Below are 18,365 nucleotides of genomic sequence, written 5' to 3'. Positions count from 1 at the left end.
CCGCGGCGCCGGAACGGCGCTGCTCTCCCTCCCAGAATATCGCTGGAACGAAGAAAATTTCCGCGGTTCGGAATACGGGGCCGCAAAAGCCTTGTATTTCCATTCAGTAAAGAATAATATCCATAATACGGAAAAAGATGAAGGCCTGGCCGTTTCGTCCTCGCCGGCCGGTGCGGCCGGCGCAGGAGGGCGGCGGGGCCGCGACAGGAGGAGAATCAATGGCGACTCCGAGCCCCGGGTATTCGATCACCTTGCGTGTGGAAACCCCCGCGAACTTCACCGCGACCAGCGAACTGGCTGCCGCCGTCGCAGGTGCCGGCGCCTCGGTCACGGCGCTGGACGTCACGGAATCCCACCACGACCGCCTGGTGGTCGACGTCAGCTGCGACACCACGGACGCCGACCACGGCGAGCGGGTCCGCGCGGCGCTTGACGCGCTGGAAGGCGTGGCCGTGCGCAAGCTCAGCGACCGCACCTTCCTGATGCACCTGGGCGGCAAACTCGAAGTCGTCCCCAAGGTGCCCCTGCGCAACCGCGACGATCTCTCCCGTGCCTATACTCCCGGCGTCGCACGCGTCTGCAAGGCGATCGCGGAGAACCCGGACGACGCCCGCCGGCTCACGGTGAAGCGGAACACCGTCGCCGTGGTGACCGACGGTTCCGCCGTGCTGGGGCTGGGCAACATCGGGCCGGCCGCCGCGCTGCCCGTGATGGAGGGCAAGGCGGCGCTGTTCAAGCAGTTCGCCGGCGTGGACGCCTGGCCGGTCTGCCTCGACACGCAGGACACCGAGGAGATCATCAGCATCGTCAAGGCGCTGGCGCCGGTCTACGGCGGAGTAAACCTGGAGGACATCGCCGCCCCGCGCTGCTTCGAGATCGAGCGGCGGCTGCGCGAGGAACTGGACATCCCGGTGTTCCACGACGACCAGCACGGCACCGCGATCGTGACGCTCGCGGCGCTGCAGAACGCGCTGAAGGTCGTCAACAAGAAGATCGAGGACGTCAATATTGTCGTCGCCGGCGTCGGCGCCGCGGGCAACGCAATCATCCAGCTGCTCATGGCGCAGGGCGCGCTCAACATCGTGGCCTGCGGCCGGAACGGCGCCATCAACCGCGACGAGTCCTACAGCGATCCGCACCGCGCCTGGCTGGCGGAGAACACCAACCCGGAGAACTTCACGGGCAGCCTGCACGACGCCGTGTCCGGGGCCGATGTGTTCATCGGCGTCAGTGGGCCGAACATCCTGGGGGAGGCGCAGGTGCGCACCATGGCACCGGATTCCATCATCTTCGCCATGGCCAACCCGGATCCGGAAGTGGACCCCGCCATCGCTGCCAAATACGCCGCGGTGGTCGCCACCGGGCGCAGCGACTTCCCTAACCAGATCAACAACGTGCTGGCTTTCCCGGGCTTCTTCCGCGGGCTCCTGGATGCCGGGACATCCGAGATCACCGATGAGATGCTGGTAGCAGCGGCGACCGCCATCGCCGAGCGTGTTTCGGACGAAGAACTCAACCCCAGCTTCATCATCCCCAGTGTTTTTGACCCGCACGTGGCAGCGGACGTTGCGTCCGCCGTCGCCAACGCTGCAGCAACCCGCTAAACGGAAGGCGAACACCATGACTCTCACTGTGACCCACAGCTCGCCGGTCCCCGGAGCCGACCGCATCCTGACCCCCGAGGCGCTGGACTTCGTGGAGAAGCTCCACCGCAAGTTTGCCGCTCCCCGGGACGGGCTGCTGGCCGACCGGGTGGCCGCGCGGCGCCGCGCCGCCGAAACCGGGGGCCTCCACTTCCTGGACGAGACCCGGCAGATCCGCGAGGGCGACTGGAAGGTGGCCCCGGCCCCGGAGAAGCTGCGCGACCGCCGGGTGGAGATGACCGGCCCCGCCTCGCCGGTGAAGATGGCCATCAACGCGCTCAACTCGGGCGCCAAGGTCTGGCTGGCTGACCTCGAAGATGCGAGCTCGCCGTCGTGGAACAACGTCATCGACTCGCTCGTCAACCTGACCGCCGCGGCCCGCGGGAAGCTCTCCTACACCTCGCCGGAGGGCAAGGAGTACGCGCTGCGCACGGATGCCCCGCTGGCCACGGTGGTGGTGCGTCCACGCGGCTGGCACCTGCCGGAGAAGCACATCCTGTTCGACGGCGCGCCCGCCGTGGGCGCGCTGGTGGACTTCGGCCTGCACTTCTTCCATAACGGCAAGTACCTGCTCGAGCGCGGCGACGGCCCGTTCTACTACCTGCCGAAGATGGAGAGCTACCTGGAGGCCCGCCTCTGGAACGACGTGTTCGTGTTCGCGCAGGATGAGCTCGGGCTGCCGCAGGGTTCGGTGCGGGCCACGGTGCTGATCGAGACCATTCCCGCGGCCTTCCAGATGGAGGAGATCCTCTACGAACTGCGCGACCACGCGTCCGGCCTGAACGCCGGCCGCTGGGACTACCTGTTCAGCATCATCAAGTACTTCCGCGAAGCCGGGGACTCGTTCATCATGCCGGACCGGGCGTCCGTGGCGATGACCGCGCCGTTCATGCGCGCCTACACCGAGCTGCTGGTCAAGACCTGCCACCGGCGCGGGGCGTTCGCGATGGGCGGGATGGCGGCCGTCATTCCCAACCGGCGCGAGCCGGAAGTCACCGCCGCCGCTTTCGAGAAGGTCCGGGCGGACAAGACGCGCGAGGCAAACGACGGCTTCGACGGGTCCTGGGTGGCGCACCCGGACCTGGTGGACACCTGCCGCGAAGTCTTCGATTCCGTGCTCGGGGACAAGCCGAACCAGGTGGACCGGCTCCGCGAGGAGGTCCAGGTGACGCCCGGGCAGCTGCTTGACGTCTCCTCGGCCCAGGGCGAGGTGACCGAGGCCGGGCTCCGGCTGAACCTGTACGTGGCCGTCGCCTACACCGCAGTCTGGCTCTCCGGCAACGGTGCGGTCGCCATCCACAACCTGATGGAAGACGCCGCCACCGCGGAGATTTCAAGGACCCAGGTCTGGCAGCAGCTGCACAACCAGGTCAAGCTCGCGGACACCGGCCGCACTGTCACCCCCGAACTCGTGCGGAACCTGCTGGACGAGGAAACCCAGCGGCTGCGCGGCGAAGTCGGCGACGACGACCGCTTCAACCGGTTCTACGTTCCGGCCGCGAAGCTCATCGCCGACCTGACCCTGGGCGAGGGAGACTTCGTCGAATTCCTCACCCTGCCCGCCTACGAGCTGGTGCCCTGATGCGCGGACCGACACTCGGGGCGGACACCATCGCCCGGATCGACGCGGAGCTTGCCGCCACCGACAAGCTGCTGGCCACCGCCTATCCCGGCGAGGGCGCGGGCCGGCAGCCGGTCCACACGGTCTACGTGCCCGCCGACTCCTTTACCACCGACCTGGCCGCGCGCTGGGGCGCCGAAGCCCTGGCCGCGCTGAAGGAACACGGCGGCCTGGAGCACCTGGCCGCGGCGTTGGGCCTGGGCCAGCCGGAGCAGCTGGCCGAGCTGGTGCGCCGCAAGCTGGAAAGCGAGCCGATCGAGGACCTGCGGCTGGACTTCGAAGACGGCTATGGCAGCCGCCCGGAGGACGAGGAGGACGCCGCGGCGGAATCGGCTGGCCGGCTGGTCGCCGAGGCCGTGGCCGCCGGAACGGTACCGCCCTTCATCGGAATCCGCTTCAAGTGCTTCGAAGCGCCCACCCGGGCCCGCGGCCTGCGCACGCTGGACCTGTTCCTCTCCTCGCTCCTGGAGCACTCCGCCGCGCGGGGCCTGCCCGAGGGGCTGGTGCTGACGCTGCCGAAGGTCAGCACCGTCGCCCAGGTCAGCGCCATGGTGACGGCCTGCAAGCAGCTCGAACACGTCCATGGGCTGCCTGCGGGCCGGCTGCGCTTCGAGGTGCAGATGGAAACGCCCCAGCTGATCCTGGCCGCGGACGGCACGGTCCCGGTGGCGCAGCTGATCCATGCGGGAGCCGGGCGCGTCTCGTCGCTGCACTACGGCACGTACGACTACAGTGCCTCGCTCGGCATCGCCGCGGCCTACCAGTCGATGGAACACCCGGCCGCGGACTACGCGAAGTCAGTCATGCAGGTCGCCGTCGCTGGCACGGGCGTGCAGCTCTCGGACGGCTCGACCAACATCCTGCCTCTCGGCGACGCCGGCAACGTCGCTGCGGCCTGGGCGCTGCACGCCCGCCTGGTGCGGCGCCACCTGGAACGCGGCATCTACCAGGGCTGGGACCTGCACCCGGCGCAGCTGCCCACCCGCTACCTGGCCACCTATGCCTTCTACCGGGAGGGCTTCGAGGCCGCGGCCGTCCGGCTGAAGAACTACGTCCACAAGATCGGCAGCACCATCCTGGACGAACCCGCCACCGCCCGCGCCCTGGCTCGGTTCATCCACCGCGGCCTGGCCTGCGGGGCCGTCGAGGAAGCCGAGTTCGTCCGGCTCGCCGACATCGGCACCGGGCAGCTGGCGGCCCTTGCCCACCCCAACTCCACTCCCACCCCAGAGGATCAACGATGAATCCACGGCACTACTACACCAATCCCGCCGGCCTGCCCCCGCAGACGGACCTGCTGACGGACCGCGCCATCGTCACCGAGGCCTACACGGTCATCCCGCGCGGCGTGCTGCGCGACATCGTCACCAGCGTGCTGCCGGACTGGTCCGATACCCGCGTCTGGATCCTGAACCGTCCGGTGGCAGGGGGAGCGACGACGTTCGCCCAGTACCTGATGGAGGTGGCCCCGGGCGGCGGCTCGGACAAGCCCGAGGCCCAGGAAAGCGTCGAGGGCTTTGTCTTCGTGGTCCAGGGCGAGCTGAGCGTCACCATCGAAGGCGAGAACCGCGTCCTGGCGCCCGGCGGCTTCGCGTACGCGCCGGCCGGGGCGCAGTGGCAGGTGAAGAACGACGGCGGTGCTCCCGCCCAGTTCCACTGGATCCGGAAGGCCTACCAGCCGCTGGAGGGGTATACCGCCAAGGCCGTTTTCGGCAACGAGCAGGACCTCGAACCCTCCCCGATGCCCGACACCGACGGCAAATGGCGCACCACCCGGATGCTTCCGGCCGACGACCTCGCCTACGACATGCACATCAATGTCGTCACCTTCGAACCCGGCGCCTCCATCCCGTTCGCCGAAACCCATGTGATGGAACACGGGCTGTACGTGCTGGAAGGCAAGGCCGTCTACCGGCTCAACGGTGACTGGGTCGAGGTCCAGGAGGGCGACTACATGTCCCTGCGCGCCTTCTGCCCCCAGGCCTGTTACGCCGGCGGACCGTCCAACTTCCGCTACCTGCTCTACAAGGACGTCAACCGCCAGGTCCTGCTCTAGTCCGCGCCTCTGGTCTGAACCTCGAGTCAACGCCGCGGCCGCGCCGCCCGAAAATCCTCCGCCCCCGGTCCGAGAGTCCCGGGGGCGGAGCTGTGTCCGATCAGCGCGTTCAAGTTGAAAACTTTATTCCACAAAGCGAAAAAGCTATTGACCGCCACGGATTCGGTCCACTAAGCTTTTCGTAAAGCAAAAGCCTACTTCCGCAATGTGGAATGACTGTAAGGAAAGCCGTCATGACGTACACCGTGAACTGCTCGATCCTCCTGACCGAACTGCCGCTGCTGGAGCGGCCCGCAGCGGCCGCCGCTGCCGGCTTCGACGCCGTGGAGTTCTGGTGGCCGTTTGCCGACTCCGTCCCCGCGGACAAGGACGTGGACGCTTTCGAAGCTGCCATCAAGGACGCCGGGGTACAGCTCACCGGGCTCAACTTCAACGCGGGCGACATGCCGGCCGGCGACCGGGGGCTGGTGTCCTGGAAGGGCCGCTGCTCCGAGTTCAAGGACAACATCGACGTCGTCGCCGGCATCGGGGAGCGGCTGGGCTGCAAGGCCTTCAACGCGCTCTACGGCAACCGGATGGAAGGGCATTCCGCGGAAGCGCAGGACGAGCTGGCGCTGAAGAACCTGGTGGCCGCGGCGGAGGGAGTCGCCCGGATCGGCGGCACGGTCCTGCTGGAACCGGTGTCCGGTGCCGAGCGCTACCCGCTGAAGACCGCGCAGGACGCGCTGGACGTGATCGGCAAGGTCCACGCCGAAGGCCCGCAGAACATCAAGCTGCTGGCGGACTTCTACCATCTGGCGGTCAACGGGGACAACGTCCAAACCGTCATCGAGAACCACGCCAAGGACTTCGGCCACATCCAGATCGCGGACAACCCCGGCCGCGGCGCCCCCGGCACCGGCGAACTCCCGCTCGGCGAATGGATCTCCCGCAGCCGCGAGTTCGGCTACGCAGGCCCGATCGGCCTGGAATACAAGGCGCCGCAGGCCGAGGCCTTCGGCTGGCTGATCCGCTAAGACCCACAGAACCAACGCACGAAGGACTTCATCATGACGAACGTTGCAGTAATCGGACTCGGAATCATGGGCCTGCCGATGGCCGTCAACCTGGTCAAGGCGGGCTACACCGTCACCGGCTTCAACCGCAGCCAGGAGAAGATCGACAAGCTTGTCGCCGACGGCGGCCGCGGGGCGGCGAGCGTCGCGGAGACCGTGAAGGAGGCCGACGTCGTCATCACCATGGTGCCGGACTCGCCGGACGTCGAGGCCGTGGTGTCCGGGGACGACGGCGTTTTCGCCAACGCGAAGAAGGGCGCCTTGTGGGTCGATGCCAGCAGCATCCGTCCCGACGTAGCCTCGCGCCTCGCTGAAGACGCCCGGGCCGCCGGCCTCCGCCCGCTGGATGCTCCGGTGTCCGGCGGCGAACAGGGCGCGATCGACGGTGCCCTCTCCATCATGGTCGGCGGCGCCGCCGAAGACTTCGCGGACGCCCGTGAGGTCCTGGAGGCCGTGGGCAAGACCATCGTCCACGTCGGCCCGTCTGGTTCCGGGCAGACCGTGAAGGCAGCCAACCAGCTGATCGTCGCGGTCAACATCGAGGCACTCAGCGAGGCCATCGCCTTCCTCGAGGCCTACGGCGTGGACACCGACGCCGCCCTCAAGGTCCTTGGCGGCGGCCTCGCCGGCTCCAAGGTGCTGGACCAGAAGGGGCAGAAGATGCTGGACCGCAACTTCGACCCGGGCTTCCGGCTGGCCCTGCACCACAAGGACCTGGGCATCGTCACCGCCGCGGCCCGCGAAGCCGGCGTCGCCGTGCCGCTGGGCGCGGCCGTAGCCCAGCTCGTCGCCGCGACCGTCAACCAGGGCGACGGCGGGCTGGACCACTCCGGCCTGTTCAAGCAGGTCCTGCAGCTTTCCGGACGCAAGTAAGGCAACCCGCCCCGCAAAGCACACCCGCGCCTAGGCGGGCCACCACCATAAGCCGCCAGACCGGCGTCGTAATCAACGGCGCCGGTCCGGCCAGCCACACCCAAAAACCGCCCCACCGCGGGCACCCTCAGCTTTCCAAGGAGACTCCCATGCCCAAGATGCGCACCGTTGACGCTGCCATCGCGATCCTGGCCAAGGAGGGCGCCACCGAGGCGTTCGGCCTGCCGGGCGCGGCCATCAATCCGTTCTACTCCGCCATGCGCGCCCACGGCGGCATCCGGCACACGCTGGCCCGCCACGTCGAGGGCGCCTCGCACATGGCGGACGGGTACTCCCGGGCGGCCGACGGCAACATCGGCATCTGCGTCGGCACCTCCGGCCCCGCCGGCACCGACATGATCACCGGCCTCTACGCCGCGTGGGCCGATTCCGTTCCGATCCTCTGCATCACCGGGCAGGCGCCGGTGGCGAAGCTGCACAAGGAGGACTTCCAGGCCGTCGACATCGAGTCCATCGCCAAGCCGGTGACCAAGATGGCAATGACCGTACTGGAGCCGGCCCAGGTGCCCGGCGCCTTCCAGAAGGCGTTCCAGCTGATGCGCTCCGGCCGGCCCGGACCGGTGCTGCTGGACCTGCCGTTCGACGTGCAGCAGGCCCAGATCGAGTTCGATATCGACGCCTACGAGCCGCTGCCGGTCGAAAAGCCCAAGGCCACCCGGAAGCAGGCCGAGAAGGCGCTGGACCTGCTCACCGCGGCAGAGCGCCCGCTGATTGTGGCCGGCGGCGGCATCATCAACGCAGGCGCGTCCGCGCGGCTGGTGGAGCTGGCCGAGCTGCTGAACGTCCCGGTCATCCCGACCCTGATGGGCTGGGGCGCCATTCCGGACAGCCACCGGCTGATGGCCGGCATGGTCGGCCTGCAGACCTCGCACCGCTACGGCAACGAGACGATGCTGGCCTCGGACTTCGTGATCGGCATCGGCAACCGCTGGGCCAACCGCCACACCGGCTCCGTGGAGAAGTACACGGCCGGGCGGAAGTTCGTGCACATCGATATCGAGCCCACCCAGATCGGCCGCGTTTTCGCGCCGGACCTGGGCATCACATCCGACGCCGGCGCCGCGCTGGACGTCCTGCTGGAGGTCGCCCGGGAGCGCAAGGCCGCGGACCGGCTGCCGGACTACCGGGCCTGGGCCGCGGAGTGCGCCCACCGCAAGGGCCGGCTGCAGCGCAAGACCCACTTCACGCAGGCGCCGATCAAGCCGCAGCGCGTCTACGAGGAGATGAACGCCGCCTTCGGCGAGGACACCACCTACGTCTCCACCATCGGCCTGTCCCAGATCGCCGGCGCCCAGCTGCTGCACGTCTTCGGGCCGCGCAAGTGGATCAACGCCGGCCAGGCCGGGCCGCTGGGCTGGACCGCGCCCGCCGCGCTGGGCGTGGTCCGCGGCAAGCCGGAGCAGACCGTTGTGGCGCTCTCCGGCGACTACGATTTCCAGTTCATGATCGAGGAGCTGGCCGTCGGCGCGCAGTTCCAGCTGCCCTACATCCACGTTGTGGTCAACAACTCCTACCTGGGCCTGATCCGCCAGTCCCAGCGCGGCTTCGAGATGGACTATCACGTGTCGCTGGCCTTCGAGAACGTCAACTCGACCGGACTGTCCGCCACCGCGGCCGGCTACGGCGTGGACCACGTCAAGGTGGCCGAGGGCCTGGGCTGCAAGGCCATCCGGGTGGAGGACCCCGAGGACCTGGCCGCGGCCTTCGAGAAGGCGCGCGCGCTGATGTCCGAGTACAAGGTGCCGGTCATCGTGGAGGTCATCCTCGAGCGCGTGACCAACATTTCGATGGGCACCGAGCTGGACAACGTGACCGAGTTCGAGGAGCTCGCAGCCCGCGGCGCCGATGCCCCGACCGCCATCACGGCCCTGCTGGACTAGGCGATGGCGGCTAACAAGGACGCAGGCGTGCGGGTCGTGCTCGCGCCGGACAAGTTCAAGGGCTCGCTGCCGGCACCCCAGGTCGCCGCGGCCCTGGAGCGCGGGCTGCTGGCCGCCGCCCCGGACCTGGAGATCGTGAAGGTTCCGGTCGCCGACGGCGGCGAGGGCACGGTCGAAGCCGCCATCGGCGCAGGCTACCGCCGGCACCGGGCCATCGTCACCGGTCCGACCGGCAGGCCGCTGGAGGCCGCGTTCGCGGTGGACGGCAGGCGGGCCGTGGTCGAGCTGGCGGCGGCGTCCGGGCTGGATGTGCTGCCCGGAGGCCGGCTGGAGCCGCTGGCCGCCACCAGCCGCGGCACCGGCGAGCTGATCCGGGCGGCGCTGGATACCGGCTGCACCGAGATCGTCCTCGGCGTGGGCGGCAGCGCCTGCACCGACGGCGGCGCGGGCCTGCTGCAGGGGCTGGGCGCCAGATTGCTGGACGACGGCGGCGCCGACCTTCCGCACGGCGGCGGGGCGCTGGCGCGGCTCGCCGCGGTGGACCTGTCCGGCCTGGACGGGCGGCTGGACCGGGTATCCCTGGTGCTGGCGTCCGATGTGGACAATCCGCTGCTGGGCCCCGACGGGGCCGCGGCGGTCTTCGGCCCGCAGAAGGGGGCTTCACCGGAACACGTGGAGCTGTTGGACGCCGCGCTGGGCCGTTTCGTCCAGGTGCTGGCCAAGGAGCTGGGACCGGGCACCCGCGCCGCAGCAGTCTTCCCCGGTGCCGGCGCCGCCGGGGGAGTGGGCTTCGCCGCCCTCGCCGTCCTCAACGCACGGCGCGAACGCGGGATCGACGTCGTCATGGAACTGATCGGGCTGCGCCGGAAACTGGACGGCGCCCGGCTGGTGGTCACCGGCGAAGGCAGCCTGGACACGCAGTCGCTGGAGGGCAAGGCGCCGGTGGGCGTGGCCGAGGCCGCCGCTGCCGCCGGCGTGCCGGTGTACGCGGTCTGCGGGCGGAACCTGCTGCCGGAGGACCGCCTCCGCGCGGCCGGTATTTCCGCCACGTTCGAGCTGCTCGAGCTGGATCCCGACGTGCAGCGGTGCATGGCGTCCGCGCCGCAGCTGCTGGAGCAGACAGGAGCGGCGATCGCCGCAATACTGAAGGAAGGCACGGCCGCCGCGGCCCTGCCGGGGAAGGGCCGGCCTGCGGAGGCCGGCCTGCTGAGCACCATGAAGGGAGCCTGACCATGGCCGCCGAGCCTGAGTTTGACCTGGTCATCCGCGGAGAGCGGATCATGACGACGGCGGGAATCGCCGCCCGCGAGGTGGGCGTGCTCGACGGGACCATCCGCGCGATGGAGCCGCTCGGCAACGGACTGCGCGGCCGGCGGAGCATCGAGCTCGCCGCGGACGAGACGCTGATTCCGGGGCTGGTGGACACGCACGTGCACGTCAACGAGCCGGGCCGCACCGAGTGGGAAGGGTTCGCCTCTGCCACCCGCGCCGCGGCCGCCGGCGGCGTGACCACCATCCTCGACATGCCGCTGAACAGCATCCCGCCCACGGTCAACGTTCCCGCGCTGGAGGAGAAGCGTGCCGCCGCGCTGGACCAGGCGTTCGTGGACGTCGGCTTCTGGGGTGGAGCCGTGCCCGGCAACCTCGGTGACCTGAGGCCCCTGCATGACGAGGGCGTGTTCGGGTTCAAGTGCTTCCTGCTGCATTCCGGCGTCGATGAGTTCCCGCCGCTGGATGCGGACGAGATGGAAAAGGACATGGCGGAGCTGAAGGGCTTCGACTCGCTGATGATTGTCCACGCCGAGGACTCCCGGGCCATCGAGCGGGCGCCGCACGCCGAGGGGGACCAGTACGCCCGGTTCCTGGCGTCCCGCCCGCGCGGCGCGGAGAACGTCGCCATCGCCGAGGTGATTGAACGGGCCCGCTGGACCGGCGCCCGCGCGCACATCCTGCACCTGTCGTCCTCGGACGCGCTGCCGATGCTTGCCAGCGCCAAGCGCGACGGTGTGCGGATCACGGTGGAAACCTGCCCGCACTACCTGACGTTGCTGGCCGAAGAGATTCCCAACGGTGCGACGGCATTCAAATGCTGCCCGCCGATCCGCGAGGCTTCCAACCGCGAACTGCTCTGGCAGGGCCTCGAGGATGGCGTGATCGACTGCATCGTCTCCGACCACTCGCCCAGCACCCTGGACCTCAAGGACCTGGAGAACGGCGACTTCGGCGTCGCCTGGGGCGGCGTCGCCTCGCTGCAGCTGGGGCTGTCGCTGATCTGGACCGAGGGCCGCCGCCGCGGGCTGGCACTGGAGCAGGTGGTGGACTGGATGTCCCGCAAGCCTGCACAGCTTGCGGGCATGTCGCACAAGGGCCAGTTGGCGCTCGGCTTCGACGCGGACTTTTCCATCTTCGCCGCGGACGAGTCCTTCGTGGTGGACGCGAAGAGACTCAAGCACAAGAACCCGATCACGCCGTACGACGGAAAGGTGCTTTCCGGCGTCGTGCGCAAAACCTTCCTGCGCGGCGGGGAGATCGACGGCGAAGTGCCCGCTGGGCGGCTGCTGCGCCGCGGCGCAGCGTAGCGGACCACGGATCTCGGGCTACGGATCTCGGACCATGGACCTAGGGTTACGGGGCATCCGGCAGCCGCACGGCCTTGACCCCCTTGAGCGCGCCCTCCATGGTCTCTTTCCAGACGGGGCCCGCCACCTCGGAGCCGGTCAGGTCCTTGAACGTCCTGCCGTAGGCCTCGACCCGCTTGAGCGGATGCTGCGCGCCGCCGCGCGGGTCGCCCAGCCAGACGGCGGCCAGCAGCTGCGGCGTGCCGCCGACGATCCAGTTGGCGGCGAAGCTGTTGGTGGTGCCCGTCTTGGCGCCGGCCTCGCGGCCCTTGAGGCCCTTCAGCTGCCCCAGCGTGCCGGTCGGCTTGAACGGTTCCTTCAGGGCGTGGGCGACGGTGTCGGCCACATCCTTGTCGATCGCCTTGTGGCAGTCGGGGTCCGGCACGGGGAGGTTCTTCTTGGTGTCGGTGCGCTGCGCCTTGATGATGGCCACCGGCTTGCACACCACGCCGCCGCTCATGAAGGCGGCGTAGGCGCTGGCCATCTGCAGCGGCGGGACCTCGTAGGCGCCCAGGGCCAGGGAGGCCTCCCGCCCGGTCAGCTCGTCGGCCGGGATCGTGGTGATCCCCAGCTTCTCCGCCATCTTGGCGGTGTTGATGACGCCGACGCGCTCGATCAACCGGACGAAATAGACGTTCACCGAGCTCCTGATCGCCTGATAGGCGTTGATCACGCCGTAGTCGCGGTTGTTGTAGTTGATGTAGCCGCCGCGCGGGTTGTCCAGGGCCGCCGTGCGGTACGGGCCGTCCGCCCTCAGCCGCAGGGACGGCGGAATGCCCTGGCTGAGCGCGGTGGCCAGCACGATCGGCTTCATGGCGGAGCCCACCTGGAAGGCGTTCTCCGCGTAGACTACCTGCGTCTTGCCGCCGCCCTTGCCCCACTCGCGGTTCTCCGCGATGGCGGCGATGTGGCCCTTGCCGGGCACGACGACGGCGGTCCCCAGGGCGACGCGGTTGCGGTTGCCGAGCGCCTTCTCGACGGCGGCCTGCGCGGCGTCCGCCGCCTTCGGATCCAGCCCGGTGGTCAGCGTCAGGCCGCCCTGGTTGAACCGTTGCTGGCGTGCCTCGGCGGTCTTGCCGAACGCCGGGTTGGTCAGCAGCTCCTCGCGGACGACCTCGCAGTAGAACGGGTACTTCGAGCCGCCGCAGCTGGAGGGCACGGACCCGCGCTTCACGCCCAGCCCCGACTCGCGCGCGGCCTGGGCCTCTTTGGGAGCCAGGACCTTCCGCTGCTCGAGGACGCCGAGCACCGTGTTCCGGCGCTCGGTCGCAGCCTCGGGGTGGGTGAACGGGTCCAGGCTCACGGGAGCCTTGAGCATGCCGACGAGCAGCGCGGACTGGACATGGTTCAGCTTGGCCGCCGTGGTGCTGAAGTAGACGCGGGCGGCGGCCTCTACCCCGTAGGCTCCGTTGCCGAAATAGACGGCGTTCATGTACCTCTTGAGGATCTCGTCCTTGGACAGCTGCTTTTCCAGGGCGACCGCGTACTTGGCCTCGCGGATCTTGGCATTGTAGGTATCACCGGCGGCCACGGACAGCTCGACCTCGTCCCGGGCATTGTTGACCAGGATGTTCTGGACCAGCTGCTGGGTAATGGTGGAGGCGCCCTGGACGTCGCTGCTGGAGAGGTTGTGGATCAGTGCGCGGGTGATGCCGTAGGGATCCACCCCGCCGTGTTCGTAGAACCTCGCGTCCTCGGTGGACAGCAGGGTCTGCTGGAACGCCGGGGACACCTGGTTCAGGTCGACGTCGATCCGGTTCACGTTGTAGAGGCGGGCGAACTCTTTGCCGTTCTTGTCGAGCATCACGGTCTGCTGGGCCAGCGGCACGTTCAGCGGCAGGTTGGTCGGCAGGGTGTCCCAGGCGTCCAGCGCGGCGCTGCCGACGTACGAGAGCCCGATGGAGGCGGGTGCGACGATCAGAGCGGCGCCGAGGGCAGCGGTCGCGACCCACACTATCCAGGAGTTCAGCCGCCGGGAGATGCTGCGGCGCCTGGCGCGGCTCCGGTCGGGACGTGCCGAGGTCATCAGCACAGAGAAGGGGACCGGTTCGGGCTTTGCAAAAAGGCTCATCATGCCGTCGTGCGGAGACGCCGCGGCCGCCTGCGCATCGTGCCCACCCGGCCGTACGGCGGCGTCGGGAGCGTGGCGCACCCCCGTCCGCCGCTGGATTCCCGCACCCCTCCTTACGCCGAGTTGGAGTCGATAAAGAGAAGGTTAGATCTTTGGCATCGGGCCCGCCAGAGTCCGCGGCACCTCGTTTCCCAATCGTTTCAAGCGGCACCGGTCAGCAGCCGGGGGTAACTGAATGAGGCCCCTCCCGGCAGTGGGAAGGGCCTCAAACGCGTGCGAGTGCGCTGACTAGTTTACGCCGTTATGTTCAGCTCTTCGCGCAGCCGGGCCACGTGGCCCTTGGCGTCCACGTTGTACTCCGCGAGGCGGACCTTGCCTTCCGGGTCGACGACGACGGTGCTGCGCAGCGTCCCCGTGAAGGTCCTGCCGTTGAACTCCTTGTCGCCGTAGGAACCGTAGGCCTCGGCAACGGCGAAGTCCGGATCCGAGAGCAGCGGGAACGTCAGGGATTCCGCCGCGCTGAACTCCTGCAGCGCCGCCGGCTCGTCCGGCGAAATGCCGACCACGTCGAAGCCGGCCGCCTGGAGCGAGTTCAAGTTGTCGCGGAAGTCGCAGGCTTCGGTGGTGCAGCCCGGGGTGGCAGCCTTGGGATAGAAGTAGACGACGACGTTCCGGCCGGCATAGTCCGACAGCGATACCTTGCCGCCGGCGGCGTCCTCGAGGGTGAAGGCGGGGGCGGAATCTCCCGGGCGAAGCTGGGCCACGATGTCTCCTTTTTCGTAATGCGAAATCCGGTTATTGCATAACGGTATATGACGCTCCGTGCGAGGTCCAGCGTGCGCCGCGGAAGGAGCGATAAGATAAGTGGTCTTATTTTTTCGGTTTTGCTCGATAGTCGAGACAACTGGCGGATAATGGAAGAAAGTCCAGCAGACGAACAGGCAAAGGAGCGCAGGCAATCATGACCCGAATGTCCGGTTTGGACAGATCGTGTGCAGAAATGCTCCTGACGGCCGCGCGCCTCATGGAGAACCGCTACAACGAACGGCTGCGGGAACTCGGGCTCACCCACGCCAGCATGCGGATCCTGGCCGCCTTGGACCAGCTCGGGCGGAAGACGCAGGCCGGCCTCGCGAAGAACCTCCGCCTGCAGCCGCAGACCTTGGGATCCACCCTGACCAGGATGGAGGGACAGGGGCTCGTCCTCCGCGAGTCGGACGCCGCCGACGGAAGGACGATCCTCGTCAGCATGAGCCCCCGGGGCAAGGAGGCTTTCGCCCGGGCCGCGGGCCTCGAAGCGGAACTGGAAGCCGAAGCCGGGATCGGCGTCGAGGGACTGCGGGAGAGCCTCACCGAACTGGTCGACACCCTCGGGGCCCAGCGCTGGGATACGGAGGGCCTGCCCGAGCATTCCGCCACGGCATAGTGCGGCGCGATAGTGTGACTCGCACCCGAAGTTCCGCCTGCACTGTGCGCCGTTGAGGAGCCGGGGGCCCCGAAAGCTAGCATCGAAGGCGTGACTTCAGCAGACCAGCAGCCCTGGCAGGGGCATCCCAAGGGCAGCCAGGGCTACCGGAACATGCTGCTGGCGCTGCTGTTCGGCGGACTCGCGACGTTCGCCCAGCTGTACTCGGTGCAGGCGGTGCTGCCGGGCATTGCGCGCGAGTTCGGGATCAGCGCCGCGGACGCCGCCCTCAGCGTCTCCGCCGCCACGATCGGCCTGGCGCTCGCGGTCATCCCATGGTCGGCGATCGCGGACCGTTGCGGACGCAAACGCGCGATGACCTGGGCGATCAGCGCCGCCGTCGTACTCGGTTTGCTGCTGCCCTTGGCACCCGGGTTCCCAGCGATGCTCGGGCTGCGGTTCCTGGAAGGCGCCGCGCTCGGCGGGATTCCGGCCGTGGCGCTGGTGTACCTGAACGAGGAGGTCCAGCGGCTGCACGCGGCGGTGGCCGCGGGGACCTACGTCGCCGGCACCACGATCGGCGGACTGACCGGCCGATTGGTGGCCGGACCGCTGGCCGAACTGTGGGACTGGCGCGCCGGCGTGCTCGCGGTCAGCATCCTGGCCGCGCTGGCCGCGCTCGCCTTCGTCCGGCTGGCTCCGGCACCGCGTGGCTTCCGGCCGCTGGTCCGCGGCGAGGGCCCCGGGTTGTTGGCCCGCATCCTGGCCAACCTGCGCTCGCCGCGGCTGCTGGCGCTGTACGCCCAGGGCTTCCTGCTGATGGGCGGGTTCGTGGCCGTCTACAACTACCTCGGCTTCCGGCTGGAGGCGCCGCCGTTCAACCTGCCGCCTTCGCTGGCGAGCCTGCTGTTCCTCGCCTACCTCGCCGGCACCGTCTCCTCGCGCCTCGCCGGCGGCCTGACCGTGCGGTTCGGGCGGCTCCGCGTGCTGCTGGCGAGCATTCCGGTGATCCTCGGCGGGCTGGCCATCACGCTGTCCGACTGGCTGCCGGTGGTCCTGCTGGGCCTGCTGGTGTTCACGGCCGGCTTCTTCGCGGCGCACTCCGTGGCCTCCGGCTGGACCCCGCGGCTGGCGGAAGTCGGGCGGTCCCAGGCCTCCAGCCTGTACAACCTCTTCTACTACGCCGGCTCGAGCCTGTTCGGCTGGGCCGGCGGGCTGTTCTTCGTGCAGTTCGGCTGGGCCGGGCTGGCGGCCTTCGCCGGCGCGCTGGCCGTGCTTGCGGGCACGACGGCGGTGCTCGCCTTCCGGAGCGCGGACCGCGGGTAGCGGGGAAGGCCGACTGCGGGCCGCCCTCCTGCGGCCCGCCCGACTGCGGGCGCCCGACTGCTGACGCCTGGCATGCCGGGGCGCGGCGGTACTCAACCGCCGCGCCCCGGCATGGCCGCTAGCTGAGGGTCGCGGTGTCGATAACGAAGCGGTAGCGCACGTCCGAGGCGAGGACGCGTTCGTAAGCATCGTTGATCTTGTCGGCGGAAATGACCTCGATCTCCGCGCCGATGCCGTGCTCGGCGCAGAAGTCCAGCATCTGCTGGGTCTCGGGGATGCCGCCGATCATGGAACCGGCGAAGGAACGGCGGCCGCCGATAAGTGCCATCGCGTTCACCGGCAGCGGCTCCGCGGGCGCGCCCACGTTGACCATGGCACCGCCGACCGTCACGAGCCCCAGGAAGGCACTGACGTCGATCGGGGCGCTGACGGTGTTGATGATGAGGTCGAACGAACCGGCCAGCTCGGTGAAGGTGGCTTCGTCGCTCGTCGCGTAGTAGTGGTCGGCGCCCAGGCGCAGGCCGTCCTCACGCTTCTTGAGGGACTGGGACAGGACGGTGACCTCGGCGCCCATGGCGTGCGCGATCTTGACCGCCATGTGGCCAAGGCCGCCGAGGCCCACGACCGCGACCTTCTTGCCGGGTCCGGCACCCCAGCGGCTCAGGGGCGAGTACGTGGTGATGCCGGCGCAGAGCAGGGGAGCGGCGACGTCGAGGTCGATGCCCTCGGGGATCCGGAGCACGAAGTCTTCGGTGACGACGACGTGGGTCGAGTACCCGCCCTGGGTGATGGTCCCGTCGCGGTCGGTGGCCCCGTAGGTGCCCACCATCCCGTTGAGGCAGTACTGCTCGTCGCCCGCCTTGCAGTTCCTGCAGTTGCCGCAGGAGTTGACCATGCAGCCCACGCCGACCCGGTCGCCGACGGCGTGCTTGGTCACCTCGGACCCGATTTTCGCTACGACGCCGGCGATTTCGTGGCCGGGGACCAGCGGATAGGCCTGCGGGCCCCATTCGCCGCGCACGGTGTGGATGTCGGAGTGGCAGATGCCGGCGTACTTGATCTCGATCAGGACGTCGTGGGGGCCGACTTCGCGGCGTTCGATGGTCGTGGGGACAAGGTCCTCGTCGGCCGAGGGGGAGGCGTAGGCGTGGACGGTGGTGGTCATGTGGTTTCTCCTTCTGGAGGCAGATTTTGGGCATACCGGACGGGCGGACCATTCGGTCCGCGCTCAGGTGGGCGGGGGTTGTTTACTGTTTCCTGGTTTTCTTGAGCTCGTCGGCCAGTGTGCGTGCCTCGTCAGAGAGCTGCTCGGCCCTGGCACCGTCTCCGGCCTGGACAGCCTGCCAGTAGCCGATTTTCAGCGCGACGTACCGTTCGCGCAGGGCGATGGCCTTTGCCTCCGCCGCCAGGTGAGCCTGCTGGGCTTCCAGCAGTTCGATCTGCTCCGGGGCGGCGGCCGGCCCGAGGGCTCCGTTCGCGAGGTAGCGGCGCATGTCGGCGACCGACATGCCCGTCGCGCTGAGGCACGACACCCAGGTCAGGAGGTCCAGGTCTTCGTTGGTATAGACGCGGTGCTTGCTGCTCGCGCCGCGGCGGATCGGGGTGATGACGCCGATGGATTCGTAGTAGCGCAGCGTGCTGGCCGGCAGCCCGGTCAGCGCCGACGCCTCCTTAATCGAGTAGGTGTGCTGGATGCTTGTTGCACTCACTCGATTAACGATAGGAACTTCAAGTACTTGAAGACAAGCGGCGGTAGC

The 18,365-nt window shown here is 68.9% G+C and carries 14 protein-coding genes and 1 pseudogene; 11 read left to right on the top strand and 4 right to left on the bottom strand.

The features are described 5' to 3' along the window. Positions 1–218: 218 nt before the first annotated feature. The 9 genes and pseudogenes from AHIS1636_RS04530 to allB all read left to right on the top strand — a co-directional run bounded on the left by AHIS1636_RS04530 (position 219) and on the right by allB (position 11,767). Positions 219–1,604: an NAD-dependent malic enzyme gene (locus AHIS1636_RS04530; RefSeq protein ID WP_264794623.1), complete on the top strand. Its 1,386-nt coding sequence runs from the start codon at positions 219–221 to the stop codon at positions 1,602–1,604. Between the two features lie 16 nt (positions 1,605–1,620). Further along, positions 1,621–3,225: a malate synthase A gene (aceB, locus tag AHIS1636_RS04525; RefSeq protein WP_264794622.1), complete on the top strand. Its 1,605-nt coding sequence runs from the start codon at positions 1,621–1,623 to the stop codon at positions 3,223–3,225. Then, complete coding sequence (locus AHIS1636_RS04520; protein ID WP_264794621.1) at positions 3,225–4,508, top strand: DUF6986 family protein; 1,284 nt, start codon at positions 3,225–3,227, stop codon at positions 4,506–4,508. Before aceB ends, AHIS1636_RS04520 begins: the two co-directional genes overlap by 1 nt. Next, the gene (locus AHIS1636_RS04515) at positions 4,505–5,320 is read left to right on the top strand and encodes a bifunctional allantoicase/(S)-ureidoglycine aminohydrolase (RefSeq protein WP_264794620.1); all 816 of its coding nucleotides are present in this window, start codon (positions 4,505–4,507) and stop codon (positions 5,318–5,320) included. The genes AHIS1636_RS04520 and AHIS1636_RS04515 overlap by 4 nt, the downstream gene beginning before the upstream one ends. 233 nt (positions 5,321–5,553) lie before the next feature. Next, complete coding sequence (locus AHIS1636_RS04510) at positions 5,554–6,336, top strand: hydroxypyruvate isomerase family protein (protein WP_264794619.1); 783 nt, start codon at positions 5,554–5,556, stop codon at positions 6,334–6,336. A gap of 27 nt (positions 6,337–6,363) precedes the next feature. Further along, positions 6,364–7,248, top strand: a pseudogene (locus AHIS1636_RS04505) (2-hydroxy-3-oxopropionate reductase); the annotation flags it as partial. Between the two features lie 149 nt (positions 7,249–7,397). Further along, positions 7,398–9,188: a glyoxylate carboligase gene (gene gcl, locus AHIS1636_RS04500; RefSeq protein ID WP_264794618.1), complete on the top strand. Its 1,791-nt coding sequence runs from the start codon at positions 7,398–7,400 to the stop codon at positions 9,186–9,188. Between the two features lie 27 nt (positions 9,189–9,215). Beyond that, complete coding sequence (locus AHIS1636_RS04495) at positions 9,216–10,418, top strand: glycerate kinase (RefSeq protein ID WP_264794906.1); 1,203 nt, start codon at positions 9,216–9,218, stop codon at positions 10,416–10,418. Between the two features lie 2 nt (positions 10,419–10,420). Next, entirely contained in the window at positions 10,421–11,767 is a 1,347-nt protein-coding gene (allB, locus tag AHIS1636_RS04490) for an allantoinase AllB (RefSeq protein WP_264794617.1), read from the top strand. Between the two features lie 46 nt (positions 11,768–11,813). Here the strand turns inward: allB and AHIS1636_RS04485 are convergent, their stop codons facing one another. Continuing rightward, positions 11,814–13,877, bottom strand: a complete 2,064-nt coding sequence (locus AHIS1636_RS04485; RefSeq protein ID WP_264794616.1) for a transglycosylase domain-containing protein — start codon at positions 13,875–13,877, stop codon at positions 11,814–11,816. Positions 13,878–14,170: 293 nt separating this feature from the next. After that, positions 14,171–14,644, bottom strand: a complete 474-nt coding sequence (gene bcp, locus AHIS1636_RS04480; protein ID WP_264794905.1) for a thioredoxin-dependent thiol peroxidase — start codon at positions 14,642–14,644, stop codon at positions 14,171–14,173. A gap of 233 nt (positions 14,645–14,877) precedes the next feature. Between bcp and AHIS1636_RS04475 the strand changes: the two genes are divergently transcribed. Both AHIS1636_RS04475 and AHIS1636_RS04470 read left to right on the top strand, forming a co-directional pair. Continuing rightward, positions 14,878–15,303: a MarR family winged helix-turn-helix transcriptional regulator gene (locus tag AHIS1636_RS04475; RefSeq protein WP_264794615.1), complete on the top strand. Its 426-nt coding sequence runs from the start codon at positions 14,878–14,880 to the stop codon at positions 15,301–15,303. Between the two features lie 153 nt (positions 15,304–15,456). After that, positions 15,457–16,608: an MFS transporter gene (locus AHIS1636_RS04470; protein ID WP_373875789.1), complete on the top strand. Its 1,152-nt coding sequence runs from the start codon at positions 15,457–15,459 to the stop codon at positions 16,606–16,608. A gap of 118 nt (positions 16,609–16,726) precedes the next feature. Here AHIS1636_RS04470 and AHIS1636_RS04465 read toward each other — a convergent pair whose 3' ends face one another. Both AHIS1636_RS04465 and AHIS1636_RS04460 read right to left on the bottom strand, forming a co-directional pair. Beyond that, complete coding sequence (locus AHIS1636_RS04465) at positions 16,727–17,773, bottom strand: NAD(P)-dependent alcohol dehydrogenase (RefSeq protein WP_264794614.1); 1,047 nt, start codon at positions 17,771–17,773, stop codon at positions 16,727–16,729. 82 nt (positions 17,774–17,855) lie between these two features. Beyond that, entirely contained in the window at positions 17,856–18,317 is a 462-nt protein-coding gene (locus AHIS1636_RS04460; protein WP_264794613.1) for a MerR family transcriptional regulator, read from the bottom strand. Between the last annotated feature and the right edge of the window lie 48 nt (positions 18,318–18,365).

The organism is Arthrobacter mangrovi (genome assembly GCF_026011795.1).
Lineage (GTDB): Bacteria > Actinomycetota > Actinomycetes > Actinomycetales > Micrococcaceae > Crystallibacter > Crystallibacter mangrovi.
The sequence above is the reverse complement of the archived record's forward strand: the minus strand, read 5'-3'. Positions and strand labels throughout refer to the sequence as shown.

Coding starts and splice junctions, on each gene's coding strand:
- AHIS1636_RS04470 (WP_373875789.1), top strand. CDS start 15,457: ATGCTGCTGGCGCTGCTGTTCGGCGGACTCGCGACGTTCGCCCAGCTG.
- AHIS1636_RS04475 (WP_264794615.1), top strand. CDS start 14,878: ATGCTCCTGACGGCCGCGCGCCTCATGGAGAACCGCTACAACGAACGG.
- aceB (WP_264794622.1), top strand. CDS start 1,621: ATGACTCTCACTGTGACCCACAGCTCGCCGGTCCCCGGAGCCGACCGC.
- allB (WP_264794617.1), top strand. CDS start 10,421: ATGGCCGCCGAGCCTGAGTTTGACCTGGTCATCCGCGGAGAGCGGATC.
- AHIS1636_RS04515 (WP_264794620.1), top strand. CDS start 4,505: ATGAATCCACGGCACTACTACACCAATCCCGCCGGCCTGCCCCCGCAG.
- AHIS1636_RS04510 (WP_264794619.1), top strand. CDS start 5,554: ATGACGTACACCGTGAACTGCTCGATCCTCCTGACCGAACTGCCGCTG.
- AHIS1636_RS04530 (WP_264794623.1), top strand. CDS start 219: ATGGCGACTCCGAGCCCCGGGTATTCGATCACCTTGCGTGTGGAAACC.
- AHIS1636_RS04485 (WP_264794616.1), bottom strand. CDS start 13,877: ATGAGCCTTTTTGCAAAGCCCGAACCGGTCCCCTTCTCTGTGCTGATG.
- gcl (WP_264794618.1), top strand. CDS start 7,398: ATGCCCAAGATGCGCACCGTTGACGCTGCCATCGCGATCCTGGCCAAG.
- AHIS1636_RS04465 (WP_264794614.1), bottom strand. CDS start 17,773: ATGACCACCACCGTCCACGCCTACGCCTCCCCCTCGGCCGACGAGGAC.
- AHIS1636_RS04520 (WP_264794621.1), top strand. CDS start 3,225: ATGCGCGGACCGACACTCGGGGCGGACACCATCGCCCGGATCGACGCG.